Source organism: Herbaspirillum sp. AP02 (assembly GCF_015767275.1).
In the GTDB taxonomy this organism is placed as follows: domain Bacteria; phylum Pseudomonadota; class Gammaproteobacteria; order Burkholderiales; family Burkholderiaceae_D; genus Herbaspirillum.
The window spans coordinates 165,830-183,383 of sequence record NZ_JADWMY010000004.1 but is presented as its reverse complement, the minus strand read 5'-3'; the positions used below and the strand labels follow the sequence as shown (position 1 = coordinate 183,383).

General features: G+C 65.5%; 17 protein-coding genes. 15 read left to right on the top strand and 2 right to left on the bottom strand.

Annotation, left to right across the window (positions count from 1 at the left end):
• Positions 1–130 precede the first annotated feature (130 nt).
• From I5R65_RS11075 to I5R65_RS11010, 14 genes are all read left to right on the top strand, one after another.
• Positions 131–991 (top strand): MaoC family dehydratase N-terminal domain-containing protein, encoded by an 861-nt coding sequence (locus I5R65_RS11075; protein ID WP_180669696.1) that lies wholly within the window; start codon positions 131–133, stop codon positions 989–991.
• Positions 992–1,020: 29 nt separating this feature from the next.
• The gene (locus I5R65_RS11070) at positions 1,021–2,187 is read left to right on the top strand and encodes an acyl-CoA dehydrogenase family protein (protein ID WP_102662053.1); all 1,167 of its coding nucleotides are present in this window, start codon (positions 1,021–1,023) and stop codon (positions 2,185–2,187) included.
• Positions 2,188–2,195: 8 nt separating this feature from the next.
• A complete protein-coding gene (locus I5R65_RS11065; RefSeq protein WP_180669695.1) occupies positions 2,196–3,599 on the top strand; it encodes an MmgE/PrpD family protein in 1,404 nt (467 codons plus the stop codon).
• Between the two features lie 51 nt (positions 3,600–3,650).
• Positions 3,651–4,841, top strand: a complete 1,191-nt coding sequence (locus I5R65_RS11060; protein ID WP_180669693.1) for a CaiB/BaiF CoA-transferase family protein — start codon at positions 3,651–3,653, stop codon at positions 4,839–4,841.
• Positions 4,841–5,680, top strand: a complete 840-nt coding sequence (locus I5R65_RS11055) for a CoA ester lyase (RefSeq protein ID WP_180669691.1) — start codon at positions 4,841–4,843, stop codon at positions 5,678–5,680. The genes I5R65_RS11060 and I5R65_RS11055 overlap by 1 nt, the downstream gene beginning before the upstream one ends.
• A 121-nt stretch (positions 5,681–5,801) precedes the next feature.
• Complete coding sequence (locus I5R65_RS11050; RefSeq protein WP_180669689.1) at positions 5,802–7,112, top strand: ABC transporter substrate-binding protein; 1,311 nt, start codon at positions 5,802–5,804, stop codon at positions 7,110–7,112.
• Between the two features lie 28 nt (positions 7,113–7,140).
• The gene (locus I5R65_RS11045) at positions 7,141–8,046 is read left to right on the top strand and encodes a branched-chain amino acid ABC transporter permease (RefSeq protein ID WP_180669687.1); all 906 of its coding nucleotides are present in this window, start codon (positions 7,141–7,143) and stop codon (positions 8,044–8,046) included.
• Entirely contained in the window at positions 8,046–9,035 is a 990-nt protein-coding gene (locus tag I5R65_RS11040) for a branched-chain amino acid ABC transporter permease (protein ID WP_180669685.1), read from the top strand. Before I5R65_RS11045 ends, I5R65_RS11040 begins: the two co-directional genes overlap by 1 nt.
• Positions 9,032–9,772 carry an ABC transporter ATP-binding protein gene (locus I5R65_RS11035; RefSeq protein WP_180669683.1) on the top strand — a complete coding sequence of 247 codons (741 nt, stop codon included), beginning with the start codon at positions 9,032–9,034 and terminating at the stop codon, positions 9,770–9,772. The genes I5R65_RS11040 and I5R65_RS11035 overlap by 4 nt, the downstream gene beginning before the upstream one ends.
• Position 9,773: 1 nt before the next feature.
• Positions 9,774–10,451, top strand: coding sequence for an ABC transporter ATP-binding protein (locus I5R65_RS11030; protein ID WP_180669681.1), 678 nt, complete (start codon positions 9,774–9,776; stop codon positions 10,449–10,451).
• Between the two features lie 44 nt (positions 10,452–10,495).
• The gene (locus I5R65_RS11025) at positions 10,496–11,938 is read left to right on the top strand and encodes an aldehyde dehydrogenase family protein (protein WP_180669679.1); all 1,443 of its coding nucleotides are present in this window, start codon (positions 10,496–10,498) and stop codon (positions 11,936–11,938) included.
• Between the two features lie 37 nt (positions 11,939–11,975).
• Positions 11,976–12,746, top strand: a complete 771-nt coding sequence (locus I5R65_RS11020) for an SDR family oxidoreductase (protein WP_180669677.1) — start codon at positions 11,976–11,978, stop codon at positions 12,744–12,746.
• 31 nt (positions 12,747–12,777) lie between these two features.
• Positions 12,778–13,902 (top strand): zinc-dependent alcohol dehydrogenase family protein, encoded by a 1,125-nt coding sequence (locus I5R65_RS11015; RefSeq protein WP_180669676.1) that lies wholly within the window; start codon positions 12,778–12,780, stop codon positions 13,900–13,902.
• A gap of 65 nt (positions 13,903–13,967) precedes the next feature.
• A complete protein-coding gene (locus I5R65_RS11010; RefSeq protein WP_370460985.1) occupies positions 13,968–14,978 on the top strand; it encodes a TRAP transporter substrate-binding protein in 1,011 nt (336 codons plus the stop codon).
• Positions 14,979–15,047: 69 nt separating this feature from the next.
• On the opposite strand, the gene I5R65_RS11005 is transcribed toward I5R65_RS11010, so the two are convergent.
• Positions 15,048–15,275: a hypothetical protein gene (locus tag I5R65_RS11005; RefSeq protein ID WP_180669672.1), complete on the bottom strand. Its 228-nt coding sequence runs from the start codon at positions 15,273–15,275 to the stop codon at positions 15,048–15,050.
• 230 nt (positions 15,276–15,505) lie between these two features.
• Positions 15,506–16,438 carry an N-acetyl-gamma-glutamyl-phosphate reductase gene (gene argC / locus I5R65_RS11000; protein ID WP_180669670.1) on the bottom strand — a complete coding sequence of 311 codons (933 nt, stop codon included), beginning with the start codon at positions 16,436–16,438 and terminating at the stop codon, positions 15,506–15,508.
• 205 nt (positions 16,439–16,643) lie between these two features.
• Here argC and I5R65_RS10995 point away from each other — a divergent pair, with 205 nt between their 5' ends.
• Positions 16,644–17,552 (top strand): LysR family transcriptional regulator, encoded by a 909-nt coding sequence (locus tag I5R65_RS10995; protein ID WP_180669669.1) that lies wholly within the window; start codon positions 16,644–16,646, stop codon positions 17,550–17,552.
• Positions 17,553–17,554: the final 2 nt, after the last annotated feature.

Sequence of the window (17,554 nt, the reverse complement as noted above, 5' to 3'; positions counted from 1 at the left end):
TGTCCGGTCTCATGCCAGCGCGCAAGCTGACTTCAGTTTTGCGAAAGCCCCCCTTCCAAAATGAGAGATTGTTCTTGTCTTCCTGGCACGACAGACTTGCGGCCAATAAACAAAGAACAAGCGAGGAGACATGGCCCACCCTGATCTCGACCTCACCCTGTTACGGCAGTGGCTGGACAAGACCGAAACCCATCACGACCTCATCAATCCGGTGAGTGCAGCGGCCCTGGCGGCGACCCTTGATGGTCCGCGCCAGCCGCGTACCGGCGATGCCTTGCCGCCGCTATGGCACTGGATCTATTTCTGGAGCATCTGCCGTCAGTCCGAAGTGGGTGCCGATGGTCATCCGCAGCGCGGTGGCTTCCTGCCGCCGGTGCCTTTGCCGCGCCGCATGTGGGCCGGCGGGCGCTTGCAGTTTGTCGCACCGCTGCCCATCGGCGCGACAGCGCAGAAGCGCTCGCGCATTGCCAGCATCGACGTCAAGCAGGGGCGCACCGGCGCGCTGGCCTTCGTGACCGTGCGCCACGAGATCAGCCATGAAGGCCAGCTCTGCCTGAGCGAGGAACACGACATCGTCTATCGTGACCTGCCCCAGCCGGGCGCGGTGGCCGTGGTACCCAAGAGCGCGCCGGAGGGGGCGCAATGGCGTCGCCGGGTGCTGCCCGATCCGGTACTGCTGTTCCGCTATTCGGCGCTGACCTTCAACGGTCATCGCATCCACTACGACCGCAGTTACGTCACCGGTGTGGAGGGCTATCCAGGCCTGATCGTGCACGGGCCGTTGATCGCCACGCTGCTGGCCGACCTGCTTGCACGCGAGATGCCGCAGGCGGTGCTGCGCGAATTCAATTTCCGTGCCGTCGGCAGCCTGTTCGATATTGAGCCCTTCACGCTCTGCGGCAGGCTGGCCGCCGATGGTCGCAGCGCCGAACTCTGGGCGCAGAACGAACGCGGTGAACTGGCCATGCAGGCCGAGGCCATCCTGGCCTGACGACAGATACTTTTTTCGGAGACCCATCCATGTCCTATCAGGCGCCCAATGACGCTTATGGCGATCTGCGCGATGCCGTGCGCGATCTGTGCAATACCTTCCCGCCGGAATACTGGCGCAAGGTCGATGAGGCCCGCGGCTATCCCGAGCAGTTTGTCGATGCCCTGACCCGCGCCGGCTGGATGGCCGCGCTGATCCCGCAGGAGTATGGCGGTTCCGGCCTTGGCCTGACCGAAGCCTCGGTCATCATGGAAGAGATCAACCGCACCGGCGGTAATTCTGGCGCCTGCCACGGGCAGATGTACAACATGGGCACGCTCTTGCGGCATGGCTCCGAGGCGCAGAAGCAGCTCTACCTGCCCAGGATCGCCACCGGCGAATTGCGCCTGCAGTCCATGGGCGTGACCGAGCCCACCACCGGCACCGATACCACGCGCATCAAGACGGTGGCGGTGAAGAAGGGCGACCGCTACGTGGTCAACGGGCAGAAGGTGTGGATCTCGCGCATCCAGCATTCGGACCTGATGATCCTGCTGGCGCGTACCACGCCGCTGGACCAGGTGAAGAAGAAGTCCGAGGGCATGTCCATCTTCATCGTCGATCTCAAGGAGGCCATCGGCCATGGCATGGAAGTACGGCCCATCCTCAATATGGTCAACCACGAGACCAATGAGCTCTTCTTCGACAACCTGGACATCCCGGCCGAGAACCTGATCGGCGAGGAAGGGATGGGCTTCAAGTACATCCTCGACGGCCTCAATGCCGAGCGCACCCTGATCGCGGCAGAATGCATCGGCGACGGCTACTGGTTCATCGACAAGGCCACGCAATACGCCAATGAGCGCGTGGTGTTCGACCGTCCGATCGGCAAGAACCAGGGCGTGCAGTTCCCCATTGCCGACGCCTACATCGAGATCGAGGCCGCCAACCTGATGCGCTACAAGGCCTGTGAGCTGTTCGATGCGCGCCAGGCCTGCGGTGCCCAGGCCAACATGGCCAAGTACCTGGCGGCCAAGGCCTCGTGGGAGGCGGCCAATGTCTGCCTGCAGACCCACGGCGGCTTTGGCTTCGCCTGCGAATACGACGTCGAGCGCAAGTTCCGCGAGACGCGCCTGTACCAGGTGGCGCCGATCTCGACCAACCTGATCTTCTCCTACGTGGCCGAGCACATCCTCGGCCTGCCACGTTCCTTCTGAGGTCCATCATGCAGGCAGCCAGCAAAACCTCATCCGGTGGTGCAGAAAACGTCAACGCGGCCGACCATCCTTCGCGCACCCTGGCCGCCTTCCTGGCGGGCCTGCGCTACCAGGACATCCCGCCGGCGGTGATCGCCCGTACCGAAGACCTGTTCCTGGACTGGTTTGCCTCGGCGCTGGCCGGCAAGGGCGCGCGCCAGATCGGGATCATCGAACGCTATGCCGCCACCATGGGGCCGCAGCAGGGACCCGCCACCATCCTCACCAGCCGGCGCGGTACCTCGCCTTACTTTGCGGCGCTGGTCAATGGCGCCTCTTCACACCTGGTGGAGCAGGACGACGTCCATAACGGTTCGGTGTTCCATCCGGCGGCGGTGGTCTTCCCGGCGGCGCTGGCGGCGGCCCAGGACCTGGGCAAGTCAGGCGCGGACCTGCTGGTGGCGGCCGTCGCCGGTTACGAGGCGGGCATCCGCATCGGCGAATTCATGGGGCGCTCGCACTACCGTGTCTTCCACACCACCGGTACGGTCGGTACGCTGGCCGCGGCCGTGGCGGTGGGCAAGCTGATGGGCTTCGATGTATCGCTGTTCCTGCATGCGCTGGGGACGGCGGGTACGCAGGCGGCGGGTTTGTGGGAGTTCCTGCGCGACGCCGCCGATTCCAAGCAGCTGCACACCGGCAAGGCCGCCGCCGATGGCTTGCTGGCCGCCTACCTGACGCGCGATGGTTTCACCGGCGCGCAACGCATCCTGGAGGGCGCGCAGGGCATGGCCGCCGGCATGTCGTCCGACGCTGATGTCAGCCGGCTGACCGATGGCCTGGGTACGCGCTGGGCCACCGCCGAGACCTCCTTCAAGTTCCACGCCTCTTGCCGGCATACGCATCCGGCCGCTGATGCCCTGCAGTTGCTGATGCAGCGCGAAGGCCTGCGCCACGACCAGATTGCCGCCGTCAATACCCGCGTGCATCAGGGCGCCATCGATGTGCTGGGGCCGGTGGTCGATCCGCAGACGGTGCACCAGGCCAAGTTTTCCATGGGCACCGTGCTGGGCCTGATCGCCGTCCACCAGCAGGCCGGGCTGGGCGAATTCGAACAGCAGGCCCTGCAGGACCCGCGCGTGGCGCAGTTCCGCCAGAAGGTGCGCATGAGCCTCGATGACGAGGTCGATGGCGCCTATCCGGCACGCTGGCTGGGGCGGGTGGAAGTCGAGACCACCGATGGCCGGCACTTCTCGGCCGCCGTGGACGTCCCCAAGGGCGACCCCGACAACACCCTGTCGCGGCCCGAACTGGAACACAAGGCGGCCAAGCTGATCGCCTTCTCCGGCGCGGCCAGCGACGAGGAGGTGAGCCGCATCATCGCCCGCGCCTGGCATCTGCATGAACAGCGGACGCTGGACCAGCTGTTCTGAGTTATCGACCACATTGCCCATCGACTGCACTGACCGTCACGAGGATTGACCATGTCGCAAGCCAATCGCCCGCTGGAGGGCATCACCGTCATCAGCCTGGAACACGCCATTGCCGCGCCGTTCTGCACGCGCCAACTGGCCGACCTGGGTGCGCGTGTCATCAAGATCGAACGTCCAGGCGTGGGTGACTTCGCACGCGGCTACGACACCCGCGTCAGCGGCCTGTCCTCGCACTTCGTCTGGACCAACCGTTCCAAGGAAAGCCTGACCCTGAACCTCAAGGACGAGGAGGGCAAGCGCATCATCGACCAGCTGCTGCAGGAGGCCGACGTCCTGGTGCAGAACCTGGCGCCGGGCGCGGCTGCCGGCTTGGGCCTGTCGGCGGCGGCGCTGCAGCAGAAGCATCCGCGCCTGATCGTCTGCGACATCTCCGGCTATGGCGAAGATGGGCCCTATCGCGACAAGAAGGCCTATGACCTGCTGATCCAGAGCGAGGCCGGGTTTCTCGCGGTGACCGGTACGCGCGAGGAGGTGGTCAAGGCCGGTTGCTCGATTGCCGATATCGCCGCCGGCATGTATGCCTATTCCAATATCCTGGCGGCCCTGATCAAGCGTGGCCGAGACGGCCGTGGCAGCCACATCGACCTGTCCATGCTGGAGGCCTTGACCGAGTGGATGAGCTTCCCGCTGTACTACGCCTACCAGGGGGCGTCGGCACCGGTGCGATCGGGCGCCGAGCACGCCACCATCTATCCCTATGGCCCCTTTACCACGGGCGATGACAAGACCGTCATGCTGGGCCTGCAGAACGAGCGCGAGTGGAAGGTGTTTTGCGAGGTGGTGCTGCAGGATGCGGCGCTGGCCGGTGACGAGCGCTTCTCCAACAATTCGCGCCGTCACGAAAATCGCGATGCCCTGCGCCGCCTGATCCTGGCGATGTTTGCCGACATGACGGCCGAGCAGGTCGTGGCGCGGCTGGACCAGGCCCAGATCGCCAATTCGCGCGTCAATACCATGCAAGACCTGTGGGAGCACCCGCAACTGGCGGCGCGGGCGCGCTGGGCCGAGATCGGCTCGCCCGCGGGGCCGCTGCCCGCGCTGCTGCCGCCAGGTGTCAACGACAGCTACGACTATCGCATGGAGGCTATTCCGGCGTTGGGTCAGCATACCGATGCCATCCTTGCGCACCTCGGCTATGACGCCAGCCGCATCGCCGCGCTGCGCGAACGGGGGGCCGTGTGATGGCCCCGCAGATCGTCACGGCCAGCAGCTACCTGTTCGTGCCGGCCAACCGGCCCGATCGCTATGCCAAGGCCCTGGCCAGTGGCGCCGATGCGGTCATCGTCGATCTGGAAGACGCGGTGGCCCTGCCGCAGAAGGAAGAGGCACGCGCCACCCTGGCGCGCTGGCTGCGTGAGAGCGGGCCGCAGCCGAGCCTGTGGGTGCGCGTCAACGCCGCCGATACGGTCTGGCATGCCGAGGACCTGAGTACCTTCTCCACGCTACCGCTGGCCGGCATCGTGTTGCCCAAGGCCGAGGAACCCAAGGCTCTGTCGGTCATTGCGCGTGGCCTGGGCACGGGACGTGGCCTGATCGCCCTGATCGAGAGTGCTGCCGGGCTGGCCGCCATGCGCGCCATTGCTGCCGTGCCAGGGGTACAGCGACTGGCCTTTGGCTCCATCGATGCGCAGGTGGATCTGGGCATGCAATGCGGCCCGGAAGAGGAAGAGCTGGCGCATTTCCGCGTGGAGATGGTGCTGGCCTCGCGCCTGGGTGGGATCGCGCCGCCCATCGATGGCGTGACCACCGCCTTCGATGACGATACCTTCCTGGCGCGCATGGTGCAGCGGGCGCGGCGCCTGGGCTTCGGCGCCAAGCTGTGCATTCACCCGCGGCAGGTGGCCACGGTCAGGCAGGGATTCATGCCCAGCGAGGCCGAGCTGGCCTGGGCCGAGGAAGTCATGGAAGCGGTCCGCCACAGCGACGGCGGTGCCATTTCGCTCAAGGGCAAGATGATCGACAAGCCGGTGATTTTGCAGGCGGAGAAGTTCCTGCACCAGGCCGGCAGGCTGGTGGATTGAAGCGGCGCACGCGTTAGCTGGCAAGAGCAAACAAGAGCACACAAGAGCACACAAGAAGATCGCATCGTAGAGACCGCCATGGACAGGCCATGGCGCCGAGGTCCCATCAACAGGAGGAGATATGTTCAAGAAGAAAATCATCAGCACCATGCTGGCAGCAGTGTCCGCGCTGGCATTGGCGGGGGCAGTACAGGCTCAGTCGAAACCGGCCGAACTGAAGATCGGCATCACCACCTTCATCTCCGGCCCGGCCTCGGTATTCGGCGTGCCGGCCAAGCAGGCGGCCGAGCTGTATCTCGACGACCTCAATGCCAAAGGCGGCATCAATGGCGTGAAGGTAGTGCCGACCTTCATCGATGAGGGGGTGGGCGGTGACAAGCTGCTCTCCGAGTATCGCCGCGTGGTGCAGGAGCAGAACGTGCGCGTGATGCTGGGCTCGATCTCCAGCGGTAGCTGCAACACGCTGGCGCCGGTGGCCGAAGACCTGAAGGTGCTCAACATCCTCTGGGATTGCGGTACCGAGAAGGTGCTGGAGGAGCGCCGCTACAAGTACGTGGTGCGTACCCAGGCCAATGCCACCACCGAAATGGTGGCCAGCGTGCTCTACCTGCTGCGCCAGAAACCCAACTTCAAGACCATCGCCGTGGTGAACCAGGACTATGCCTGGGGACGTGACTCCTGGGAACTGTTCTCCCAGACCTTGAAGGTGCTGAAACCCGACGTCAAGGTGGTGGCGGAGCTCTTCCCCAAGTTCGGCGCTTCCGATTTCTCGACCGAGATCAGCCGTCTGCAGGCCTTGCGGCCGGACGTGATCCTGTCCACCTCCTGGGGCGGCGACCTCGACACCTTCGTGCGCCAGTCGGCCCAGCGCGGTCTGATCAAGAATTCCCAGTTCATCCTGCCGCTGGCGGAAAGCTCGCTGGAGCGACTGGGGACGACCTTGCCCGATGGCGTGATCATCGGCGCGCGTGGCGACCATTACTTCCTGCATCCGGAGTTGAAGGACGATCCCAAGCTCAAGGGCTTTGTCGAGAAGTTCAAGGCCAAGACCGGCGCCTATCCGATCTATTCGGTGTACCACATGATCCAGGCTCTGGATGGACTGGTCGCCGGCTATGACAAGGCCATCAAGGCCAACAAAGGCCAGTGGCCGAGCACCGAGCAACTGGCCGAGGCCATGCATGGCCTGAAGTTCCGCGGCCTGACCGACCAGGTCACCATCCGCGACGATGGCCAGGGCCTGGAAGACCAGTTGCTGGGGACCACCAGGAAGGTAGCGGCTTATCCCTTCCCGATCCTGGACAAGATCGAGATCTACCCGGCCGAGATGGCGATCGCCCCGATGGGCCAGAAGTCGGTGGACTGGGTGAAGACGATCAAGCCCGAGATCCTCAAGGATGCACGCATCAAGACTTATCCCGCGCTGAAGTAAGCACGCCAACGTTTCGGGAAAGAAGATCATGAATCAGGAATTATTCCTGCTGGCGGTGCTCGACGGCATCTCCTATGCGGCGCTGCTGTTCCTGGTGGCGCTGGGCATGACGCTGGTGTTCGGCGTCATGCGCATCCTCAACATGGCGCATGGCAGCCTGTATGCCTTCGGCGGCTATTTCGCCGCCACGCTGGGGCTGTGGGCGGTCTCGCGCGGGCTCTCGCCGGCCTGGTCCTTCCTGTGGCTGGTGCTGGCGGCGCTGGTCATCGGCGCACTGCTGGGCAGCGTGATGGAAGTGCTGCTGCTGCGCCGGCTCTACGACAAGGAGCAGATCCTGCAATTGCTGGTGACCTTTGCCGCCTTCATGATCTTCGAGGACCTGCAGCGCATGATCTGGGGCGCCCAGCCGTATTTCGTCTCGGACATCGTCAACTACCTGGGCGTGGCCGAGATACTGGGCATCACCTATACCCGCTACCAGTTGATGGTCTTGCCGGGCGTGGCGCTGGTGGTGTTCGTGGGACTGCGCTGGTTCCTCAGGTCCAGTCGTACCGGTCGCCAGATCGTGGCGGTGGCGCACCACCGCGAAGTGGCGACCGCCATGGGGATCGACGCCAAGCGCATCTGCCTGCTGACCTTCGTGGCCGGTTCCATGCTGGGCGCGCTGGGCGGTGCGCTGGCCTCGCCCACGACTTCGCTGGTGCCAGGCATCGGCGCCGAGATGATCGTGCTGTCCTTTGCCGTGGTGGCCACTGCCGGGCTGGGCCAGATCGAGGGCACGCTGGTGACGGCGCTGCTGATCGGCCTGGCGCGCTCCTTCGCGATCTACCTGCAACCCGAGCTGGAGGTGCTGGTGCCCTACCTGATCATGGTGCTGGTGCTGCTGTTGCGTCCGCAGGGACTGTTTTCCGTGGCACAAGCGAGGAGGGTGTGATGACGCGAGCCAATCTTGCCGGCCTGGTGCTGGCCTTGCTGGCACTGCTGGCCCCGCTGGCCTTCCCCTGGCTGAAGACGCCGGTGGTGATCGCCGCCAGCTTCGGCGTGGCGGCCCTGGGGGTCTCGATCCTGATCCGCGCCGGCCAGTTGTCGTTCGGTCATGCGATGTTTTCCTGTGCCGCCGGTTATGTGGCGGCCTTCCTGGCGCGCGCCGTGCCGCAGCTGGACAGTGCCGTGCTGCTGCTGGCGGGGGCGCTGTGCGGCGCGCTCATGGGCATGGTGATCGGCCTGTTCGTGGTGCGCTACCGGGCCATCTTCTTCGGCATGCTCAACCTGGCGCTGTCGATGGTGTTGTTCTCCATCCTCGGCAAGTTCTATAGCTGGACCGGCGGCACCGACGGCATCCGCCTGGCGCGCTCGACCTTCTTCGGCATGCAGCTCGACCGCGACGGTTTCGAGACCGCGCTGCTGGTGGTGGCGGTGCTGTTGTCGGTCCTGGTGGCGGCGCTGGTGCAGCGCTACCAGCGCTCCATCGCCGGCCAGGCGCTGGCGGCAGTGAAGACCAACGAGACGCGCCTGGAATACATCGGGCTCTCGTCCAACCACGCACTGTGGATCGGCTACGTGTTCTCGGCCGCGCTGTGCGGTCTGTCCGGTGCCATGTTCGCGCTGATGCAGGGCCTGGTCACGCCCGAGATGGGCTACTGGGTGCGTTCGGGCGAGATCGTCTTCATTGCCATCCTGGGCGGCGTGGGCCATCCGGTCGGCGCCTTCCTGGGGGCGGTGGTGTTCGAGTTCGTCAAGCTCTACTCGGCCGCGCTCTTTACCGGCGCCTGGCAGATGGTCTTGGGCTTCGTGCTGATCGGGCTGGTGTTCTTCATTCCCAGCGGCTTGTCTGGCCTGCTGTTTCCCAAGGCCCGCCCGCGTCGTCAGCATGCGGACAAGGGCGAGCAGGCCAGCGCCGTCGTCAAGGAGTTGCGTTCATGAGTGCATTGTTACAGACCCGGGGCCTGCAACTGGCTTTCGGCGGGGTGGTGGTAGCCGATAGCATCGACTTCGAATTACAGGCCGGTGAGCGCCTGGCCGTGATTGGCCAGAACGGTGCCGGCAAGACCACCTTCATCAATATCTGCACCGGTTTCATCCGGCCCACCGGCGGCAGCGTGCATTTCGATGGCGGTGACATCACCCGTATGACGCCGCGCGCCATCGTCCAGCGCGGCATCGGGCGTTCGTTCCAGTTGCCGCAGCTGTTCCTGGAGCATTCGGTGCGAGACTGCATCCGCCTGGCCGCCGCTGGGCGCAACGGCGTGCTGCGTCTGTGGACGCCGCTGGCGCGGGTACTGCCGGAGAGCGAGATCGACCGCATCCTGGAACTGGTCGGCCTGCGCCAGCGCGCCGACGACCCTTGCTCGCTGCTGCCCGAAGGCCAGCGCAAGTTGCTCGACATCGCCATGGCCCTGGTGCTGCAGCCCAAGCTGCTGATCATGGATGAGCCCACCAGCGGCGTCTCCACCGAAGAGAAGCATGGCCTCATGGCCATCATCATGCGTGTGCTCGACGAGCAAAAGATCACCTCCATCTTCGTGGAGCACGACGTCGATATCGTGACCCGCTACGCCACCCGCGTGGCGGCCTGGATCTCCGGGCGCATCGCGGCCGACGGCAAGCCGCAGGAGGTGCTGGGTAATCCGGACATCCGCCGCAACGTGATAGGGGAATGAGATGCTGAAGATCAATCGCATCAGTGCGCGCATCGCCGGCATCACGGTACTGCGTCACATCGAGACCGAATTCCCGGCCGGCGCCCTGCTGGCGGTGGTAGGCCGCAATGGTGCCGGCAAGACCACGCTGCTGCGCGCCGTCATGGGCCTGCTGCCGTTGCAGGAGGGCAGCATCAGCTTCGATGGCCGCGACCTGGGCACGCTGCCGGCCCACGGCCGCGCCGCGCTGGGCATCGGCTATGCACCGGAGGACCGGGTCATGTTCCCGACCTTCACGGTGGAGGAAAACCTGCGCCTGCCCTGCGACGTGCTGGGCCTGCCGCGCAGCGAGATCGACCGCCGCCTGCAGAAGGCGGTGGAAGTCGTACCGCAGTTGAAGGAGATGTTGCCGCGCTCGGGCGCGGCGCTCTCGGGCGGGCAGGGCAAGATCGCCGCGCTGGGCCGGGCCCTGATGGCAGGCACCCGGCTGGTGCTGCTCGATGAACCCTTTCAGGGACTGGCGCCGGTACTGGCCACGCAGTATGGCGAATCGCTGCGCCGCCTGCGCGAGATCGACAGCGAGGTCTGCGTGGTGGTGACCGAATCCAATCGCAGCCTCCTGCGCGACCTGCCGGACGACACCCTGACGCTGGAACGTGGCGAACTCACCGCCACTGGCGAACACGCCGCCACGCATTGACGCATTCATTTCTCCCCAGACCGGACCCTTCAAAGGAAGACACCATGCATTCTCCCAAGACCCTGTTGATCGATGGCCGCTGGCAGGCGGCCCAGGACGGGCAGGCGATCGATGTCATCGATCCCAGCCATGCCGAGGTATTCACGCAGATCTCGCGCGGCGGCCAGGCCGATATCGACCTGGCCGTGGCCGCTGCGCGGCGCGCACTGTCCGGCGACTGGGGCCGGCTGACCGCCACCGAGCGCGGCCGCCTGCTCATGTGCCTGGGTGAGCTGATCCTGGCCAATGCCGAGGAGATCGCGCAACTGGAAGCACGCGATACCGGCAAGCCCATCACGGTGGCGCGCAACGACGTCAAGGTGGTGGCGCGCTACTTCGAGTTCTATGGCAGCGCGGCCGACAAGATCCATGGCCAGACCATTCCCTACCTGGAGGGCTACAACGTGAGCCTGGTGCGTGTGCCGCACGGGGTGACGGCCCACATCATCCCCTGGAACTACCCGGCCCAGATGTTCGGCCGTTCGCTGGCGCCGGCGCTGGCCATGGGCAATGCCACCGTACTCAAGCCCTCGGAAGATGCCTGCCTGTCCGGCATCAAGCTGGGCGAACTGGCGCTGGAGGCGGGCTTCCCGGCGGGCGCACTCAATATCGTCACCGGCTATGGCCATGAAGCGGGGGCGGCGCTGACCGCGCATCCGGGCATCGACTTCGCCACCTTCACCGGCTCGCCCGAGGTCGGCGTGATGGTGCAGGAGGCGACCGCCCGCAACCATATCCCCTGCGTGCTGGAGCTGGGGGGGAAGTCGCCGCAGATCGTGTTCGACGATGTGGACGTGGACAGGGCCGTGCCCATCATCGTCAAGGCCATCACCCAGAATGCCGGCCAGACCTGCTCGGCCGGCAGCCGCCTGCTGGTGCAGGAAGGCATCTACGAGCGCTTCATGGCGCGCGTGGCCGAGCACTTCCAGCAGGTGCAGGTGGGGACGCCCGAGATGGACCTGGATTGCGGCCCCATCGTCAACCGCAAGCAGCGCGAGCGGGTGCAGGCCTTCATCGACGAGGCCGTGGCGTCAGGGGTGCCGGTGCTGGCGCAGGGCAAGCTGGGTAGCGGGGTGCCGGGAGAAGGTTACTTCGTGAGGCCGACCCTGTTCGGGCAGGTGCCACGCGATCACAAGCTGGCTTGCCGCGAGGTGTTCGGACCGGTGCTCTCTGCCATGTCCTTCAAGGATGAGGAAGATGCCATCGCCCTGGCCAACGCCACCGAGTATGGCCTGGCCGCCGGCATCTGGACCGAGAACGGCGGTCGCCAGGCGCGGCTGGCGCGGCGCGTGCTGTCGGGGCAGGTCTTCATCAATTGCTATGGTGCCGGGGGCGGGGTGGAGCTGCCCTTCGGCGGCGTCAAGAAGAGCGGCCACGGCCGCGAGAAGGGCTTGCTGGCGCTGGAAGAGATGAGCACCACCAAGACCATCGTCCACCATTACCAATAATTACCGCTAGTTACCCCGTTACTTTTAAGGAGCAGTCATGTCGCAACTTGCAGGCAAGGTCGCCATCGTCACCGGCGCGGCCGGAGGGTTCGGCGCGGAAATCGCCCGTGCCTATGTGCGCGAAGGCGCCAGTGTCCTGATCGCCGACATCAACGGCGAAGGCGCGCAGGCGCTGGCGCGTGAACTCGGTCCCAAGGCTGCCGCGGCGGTCTGCGATGTCACCAGTGCCGAGGCCGTGCAGGCCGCCGTGCGCCAGTGCGTCGAGGCTTTCGGCGTTCCCGACATCGTGGTCAACAATGCCGGTGCCACTCACCGCAACCAGCCCATGTTGCAGGTGGATGAGAAGACCTTCGACCGGGTCTTCGCGATCAACGTCAAATCCATCTTCCACATGACTCATGCCGTGGTGCCGCTGCTGCGCGAGCGCAACCAGGCCGAACCGGGGCGTGGCGGCGTGATCCTCAATGTCGGCTCGGTGGCGGGCATCCGTCCGCGTCCGGGGCTGACCTGGTACAACAGCTCCAAGGGTGCGGTCAACATGCTCTCCAAGTCGATGGCGGTGGAGCTGGCGCCGGATCGCATTCGCGTCAACGCGATCTGCCCGGTCATGGGTGCTACCGGCTTGCTGGAGCAATTCATGGGCGTACCCGACACTCCCGAGAACCGTGCGCGTTTCATCGCCACCATTCCGCTGGGGCGTATGTGCGAGGCCACCGATGTGGCCAATGTGGCGGTGTTCCTGGCGACTGACGCATCGCATTTCCTGACCGGGATGGAAGTCCCGGTCGACGGTGGTCGTGTAATCTAGGTGTTTTGCCAACCACGAGGGAGACCGACACATGAAAATCCAGGCCGCCGTCCTGCGCGAGATGACCGATGCGCATCCGTTTGCCATGAGCCAGCCACTGAAGATCGAGGAACTCGATCTTGATCCGCCCGGCCCCGGCGAGGTGCTGGTGAAGATGAAGGCCGCTGGCCTGTGCCATTCGGACCTGTCGGTGATCACCGGTGTGCGTCCGCGTCCGGTGCCCATGGCACTGGGCCACGAGGCCTCGGCCGAAGTGGTGGAGGTCGGCAGTGGCGTGACCGATCTGCGTGCCGGCGATCTGGTGGTGCTGGTCTTCGTGCCCAGTTGCGGCCACTGCCTGCCCTGCATGGAAGGGCGGCCGGCGCTGTGCGAGCCGGGCGCGGCCACCAATACCCTGGGTGAGCTGCTGTCGGGCCAGCGCCGCCTGCATGACCGCGCCCAGCACGTCCACCACCACATGGGCGTGTCGGCCTTTGCCGATCATGCGGTGGTCTCGCGCCGCTCCTGCGTGAAGATCGAGGCCGATATCGATCCGGTACAGGCGGCCCTGTTCGGCTGCGCAGTGCTGACCGGCGTGGGCGCGGCCGTCAATACCGCCGAGGTCAAGGCCGGTACCACGGCGGCGGTGCTGGGCCTGGGCGGCGTGGGCCTGTGCGCGATGCTGGGGGCGCTGGCCTCCGGCGCGCGCGAAGTGATCGCGGTGGACCTGCACGACAGCAAGCTGGAAGTAGCGCGTGCGCTGGGCGCGACGGCCACCGTGAATGCCCGTGATCCGGATGCCGTGGCAAAGGTCAAGGAACTCACCAAGGGAGGCGTCGACTACGCCTTCGAAATGGCCGGCTCGGTGCAGGCCATGGAAGCGGCCTACCGCATGACCCGCCGTGGCGGCATGACGGTCACCGCCGGGCTGCCGGCGCCGAACCAGAACTGGGCGCTGCAGCAGGTCAGCCTGGTGGCCGAGGAACGCACCGTCAAGGGCAGCTATATCGGCTCCTGCGTGCCGGTGCGCGATATCCCGCGCTACATCGGCCTGTACCAGGCCGGCCGCCTGCCGGTGGACAAGCTCATGGGCGAGCGCCTGGCGCTGGCCGACATCAACCGCGGCTTCGACCGCCTGCATAGCGGGGAGGGGCTGCGCGACCTGATCGTCTTTTAACGCCGGGGGCCGAGGTCATCGGCCCCCGGCTTCACCCGGAGGAGACACGCATGACCATCATCACAATGCGGGCGGCACTGACCGCCTGCGCCTTCGCCACGCTGACTTTGTCGACCACGGCAGCACTGGCGCAACAGCCCATCGTCATCAAGTTCAGCCACGTGGTGGCCAATGACACGCCCAAGGGCAAGGGTGCGGAACGCTTCAAGGAACTGGCCGAGAAAGCGACCCATGGGCGCGTGAAGGTCGAGGTCTATCCCAACAGTACGCTCTACAAGGACAAAGAAGAACTGGAAGCCTTGCAACTGGGCTCGGTGCAGATGCTGGCGCCTTCCCTGGCCAAGTTCGGGCCGCTGGGGGCCAAGGAGTTCGAGGTCTTCGACCTGCCCTATATCTTTCCCAACAAGGAAGTGTTGAAGCGCGTGACCGAGGGGCCGATCGGGCAGGGTCTGTTCCAGAAGCTGGAAGGCAAGGGCATCAAGGGCCTGGCCTACTGGGATAACGGCATGAAGGTGATGACGGCCAACCGGCCGCTGCACAAGGTGGCGGACTTCCGGGCGCTGAAGATGCGCATCCAGTCGTCCAAGGTGTTGGACGAGCAGTTCCGGGCATTGAAGGCCAATCCGCAGGTGCTGGCGTTTTCCGAGGTGTACCAGGCCATGCAGACCGGGGTGGTGGATGGTAGCGAGAACACGCCCTCCAATGTCTATACCCAGAAGATGCATGAGGTGCAGTCCAACCTGACCGTGTCCGATCACGGGTATATCGGTTATGCGGTCATCGTCAACAAGAAGTTCTGGGAGGCGCTGCCGGTCGATGTGCGCAGCCAGCTCGAAGGGGCCATGAAGGAAGCCACGGTCTACGCCAATACCATCGCCCAGAAGGAAAATGACGATGCCCTGGCCGCCATCAGGGCCAGCGGCAAGACCAAGGTTTACACCCTTTCCGAGCAGGAGAAGGCCGAGTGGCGCCGCGCACTGCTGCCGGTGCACAAGACCATGGCCGCGCGGGTAGGGCAGGACCTGATCGATGCGATCTACAAGGAAAGCGAAGCTGCCGGCGTCAAGATGAACTGATTCGACGCAGTCAGGGTATGCCGCCACGGCCTGCAGCGATGCAGGCCGTTTTGCATGGGAGCGGCCGTCCTATTTCTTCTTGCGGGTGACGACGTAGCTCTCGGCCGCCGTGACGGCATTCTGCAGGGCTTCCATCTTGGAATTGCCTGGCTGGAAGTCGCCGAATTCGTGGGTCGTGCGATCCGGGAAGTCGATATGGACGAACGCCGTCCACTTGCCGTCAGTACGTAATACCGGGGTCAGCTTGATGGTGGCGTCGAGATACTTGCAGGCTATTGCGCCTAGGGTGGTGGACATCTTGCTTGGGAGCGGGACGGCGGCCGTTCTTCTGGAGGAGAGCCGACGCCTACAGTCTGTGGTGGCGAATCAAGTCACGAATGATGCCACAGCCTGACCAATCCTGCCTTGCAGCAGATCAGGCCTTTAAACCGTTTTACGAGTGATGCGGCAAGGGCGGGGCGCTCGTAGGGAATCGCGCCCCGCCTTATGGCTTGTCAGTCGATCTGCACGCTGCATCAATACGCGAGTCAGCTGGCTGCCAGTAGCAGGTCCAGGTTCTGTACTGCAGCACCCGATGCGCCCTTGCCCAGATTGTCGAAGACCGCGCACAGCAGGATGTGGCCTTCGGACGGGTTGCCGAAGACACCCAGCGTCATGTCATTGCTGCCGTTGTGGCGGGTCGGATCAAGCTGGGCCGTGGCGGCACTCTGTTCGGCGTCCAGTACCTTGACGTGACGCGCACCGGCGTAGTGGCTCTGCAGTGCGGCACGCAGCGACTCCAGGCTGGCGCCAGCCGGCAGCAGGCGTGTCTGCAGTGCGATGGACAGGACGATGCCCTGGCGGAAGGCGCCGTAGGCCGGCACGAAGATCGGCCGTTGCGTCAATCCGGCATGCAGCTGCATTTCCGGCGGATGCTTGTGCTGCAGGCCCAGGCCGTACAGCACGAAGGGCGCGGCGCTGGCGGCCTCCGGGCCTTCGTATTGCTCTACCTGCGGACGACCGCCACCCGAGTAGCCGGAGACGGCGTGGATGCTCAGCGGGTAGTCGGCCGGCACCAGTCCGGCTTGCACCAGCGGTCGCAGCAGCGCGATGGCGCCAGTCGGGTAGCAGCCGGGGTTGCTGACGCGGCTGGCGCTGGCGATCGCCTGCGGCTGTTCCGGTGCCATCTCGGGGAAGCCATAGACCCAGCCTGGGCTGGTGCGATGGGCCGAGCTGGCATCGATGACGCGTACCCGGGGATTCTCGATCAGTGCCACCGCTTCGCGGGCGGCGGCGTCGGGCAGGCACAGCAGGGCGATGTCGGCACTGTTGATGGCCTCGGCGCGCCGCCGCGCATCCTTGCGCTCGGCCGCCGGCAGGGTCAGGATGCGCAGGTCGTCGCGGCCGCGCAGGCGCTCATGGATCAGGAGACCGGTGGTGCCTTGGTCGCCATCGATGAAGATCAGGGGGAGATTGCTCACGGTGTACTCCAGTCAGCTGCAAGCGGTGGACGCGCCGGGGTGGAAGCGGAAGGCTCTGGCCTTGGCCCTGGCATGGCGCGGGAATGCCGATGCCTTGCATGGTGCGGCAAATCGTATAATTGGAAAAGTTGAATATTACAAAGAGATCGTTCAGATTTCCTGAACGTAAAAATATCAATGCCATTGTTGATGCCGGAGCCTTCCCATGCGTGAACTCAGTCTGGACCGCCTGCGTACCCTGGTCGCCATCGCCGACCTCGGTTCCTTCGCCGCCGCCGCGCGTCACCTGAACCTGGCGCCGCCCACGGTGAGCCTGCACATCAGCGAACTGGAGGCACGCATCGGCGCCCCCCTTTTGTTGCGCCAGCGCAGCCAGGTGCGGCCATCGGGCATCGGCGCCACGCTGGTGGCGCGGGCGCGGCAGTTGCTGGCGGGCGCCGAGCAGGCGCTGGAAGAAGTGCAGCGGCAGGTGCAGGGCCTGGCCGGACGGGTGCGCCTGGGTGCTTCCACCGGTGCCATCGCCTATCTGCTGCCGCAGGTGCTGGAACGTCTGGGCCAGCAGCATCCGGGCATCGATGTGCAGGTGCGCATCCTGACCTCGCAGGAGACGCTGGCGCAACTGGTGGAAGGGACGCTGGACATCGGCCTGGTGGCCTTGCCGCAGGCTCCGGTGGGCGGCCTGACGGTCAGGCCCTGGCGGCGCGACCCGGTGATGGCCTTCCTGCCAGCGGCGTGGCAGGCGCCGCGGGTGGTAACGCCGGCCTGGCTGGCGGCGCAGCCGCTGATCCTGAATGCGCCCGAGACGCGGCTCTCGCGCCTGACCACAGAGTGGTTCGCCAGCGGTGGGGAGCATCCGCTGCCGCGCATCGAGCTCAATTTCAACGACGCCATCAAGAGTCTGGTGGCGGCCGGTTACGGGGCCACCCTGCTGCCGCACGAGGCTGGTGCCCAGGGACGCGCCGTGCCACCGGACCCGCGCATCGTGATGCGACCGCTGCGCCCGGCGCTATGGCGGCCGTTGGGCATCGCCCATCGCGCCGGCCAGCCGGAACCGGCTACGCGCCATGTGCTGGAGGCACTGTGGGAGCTCAAGCAGCTCAGTTCGCGCGCTTGAGG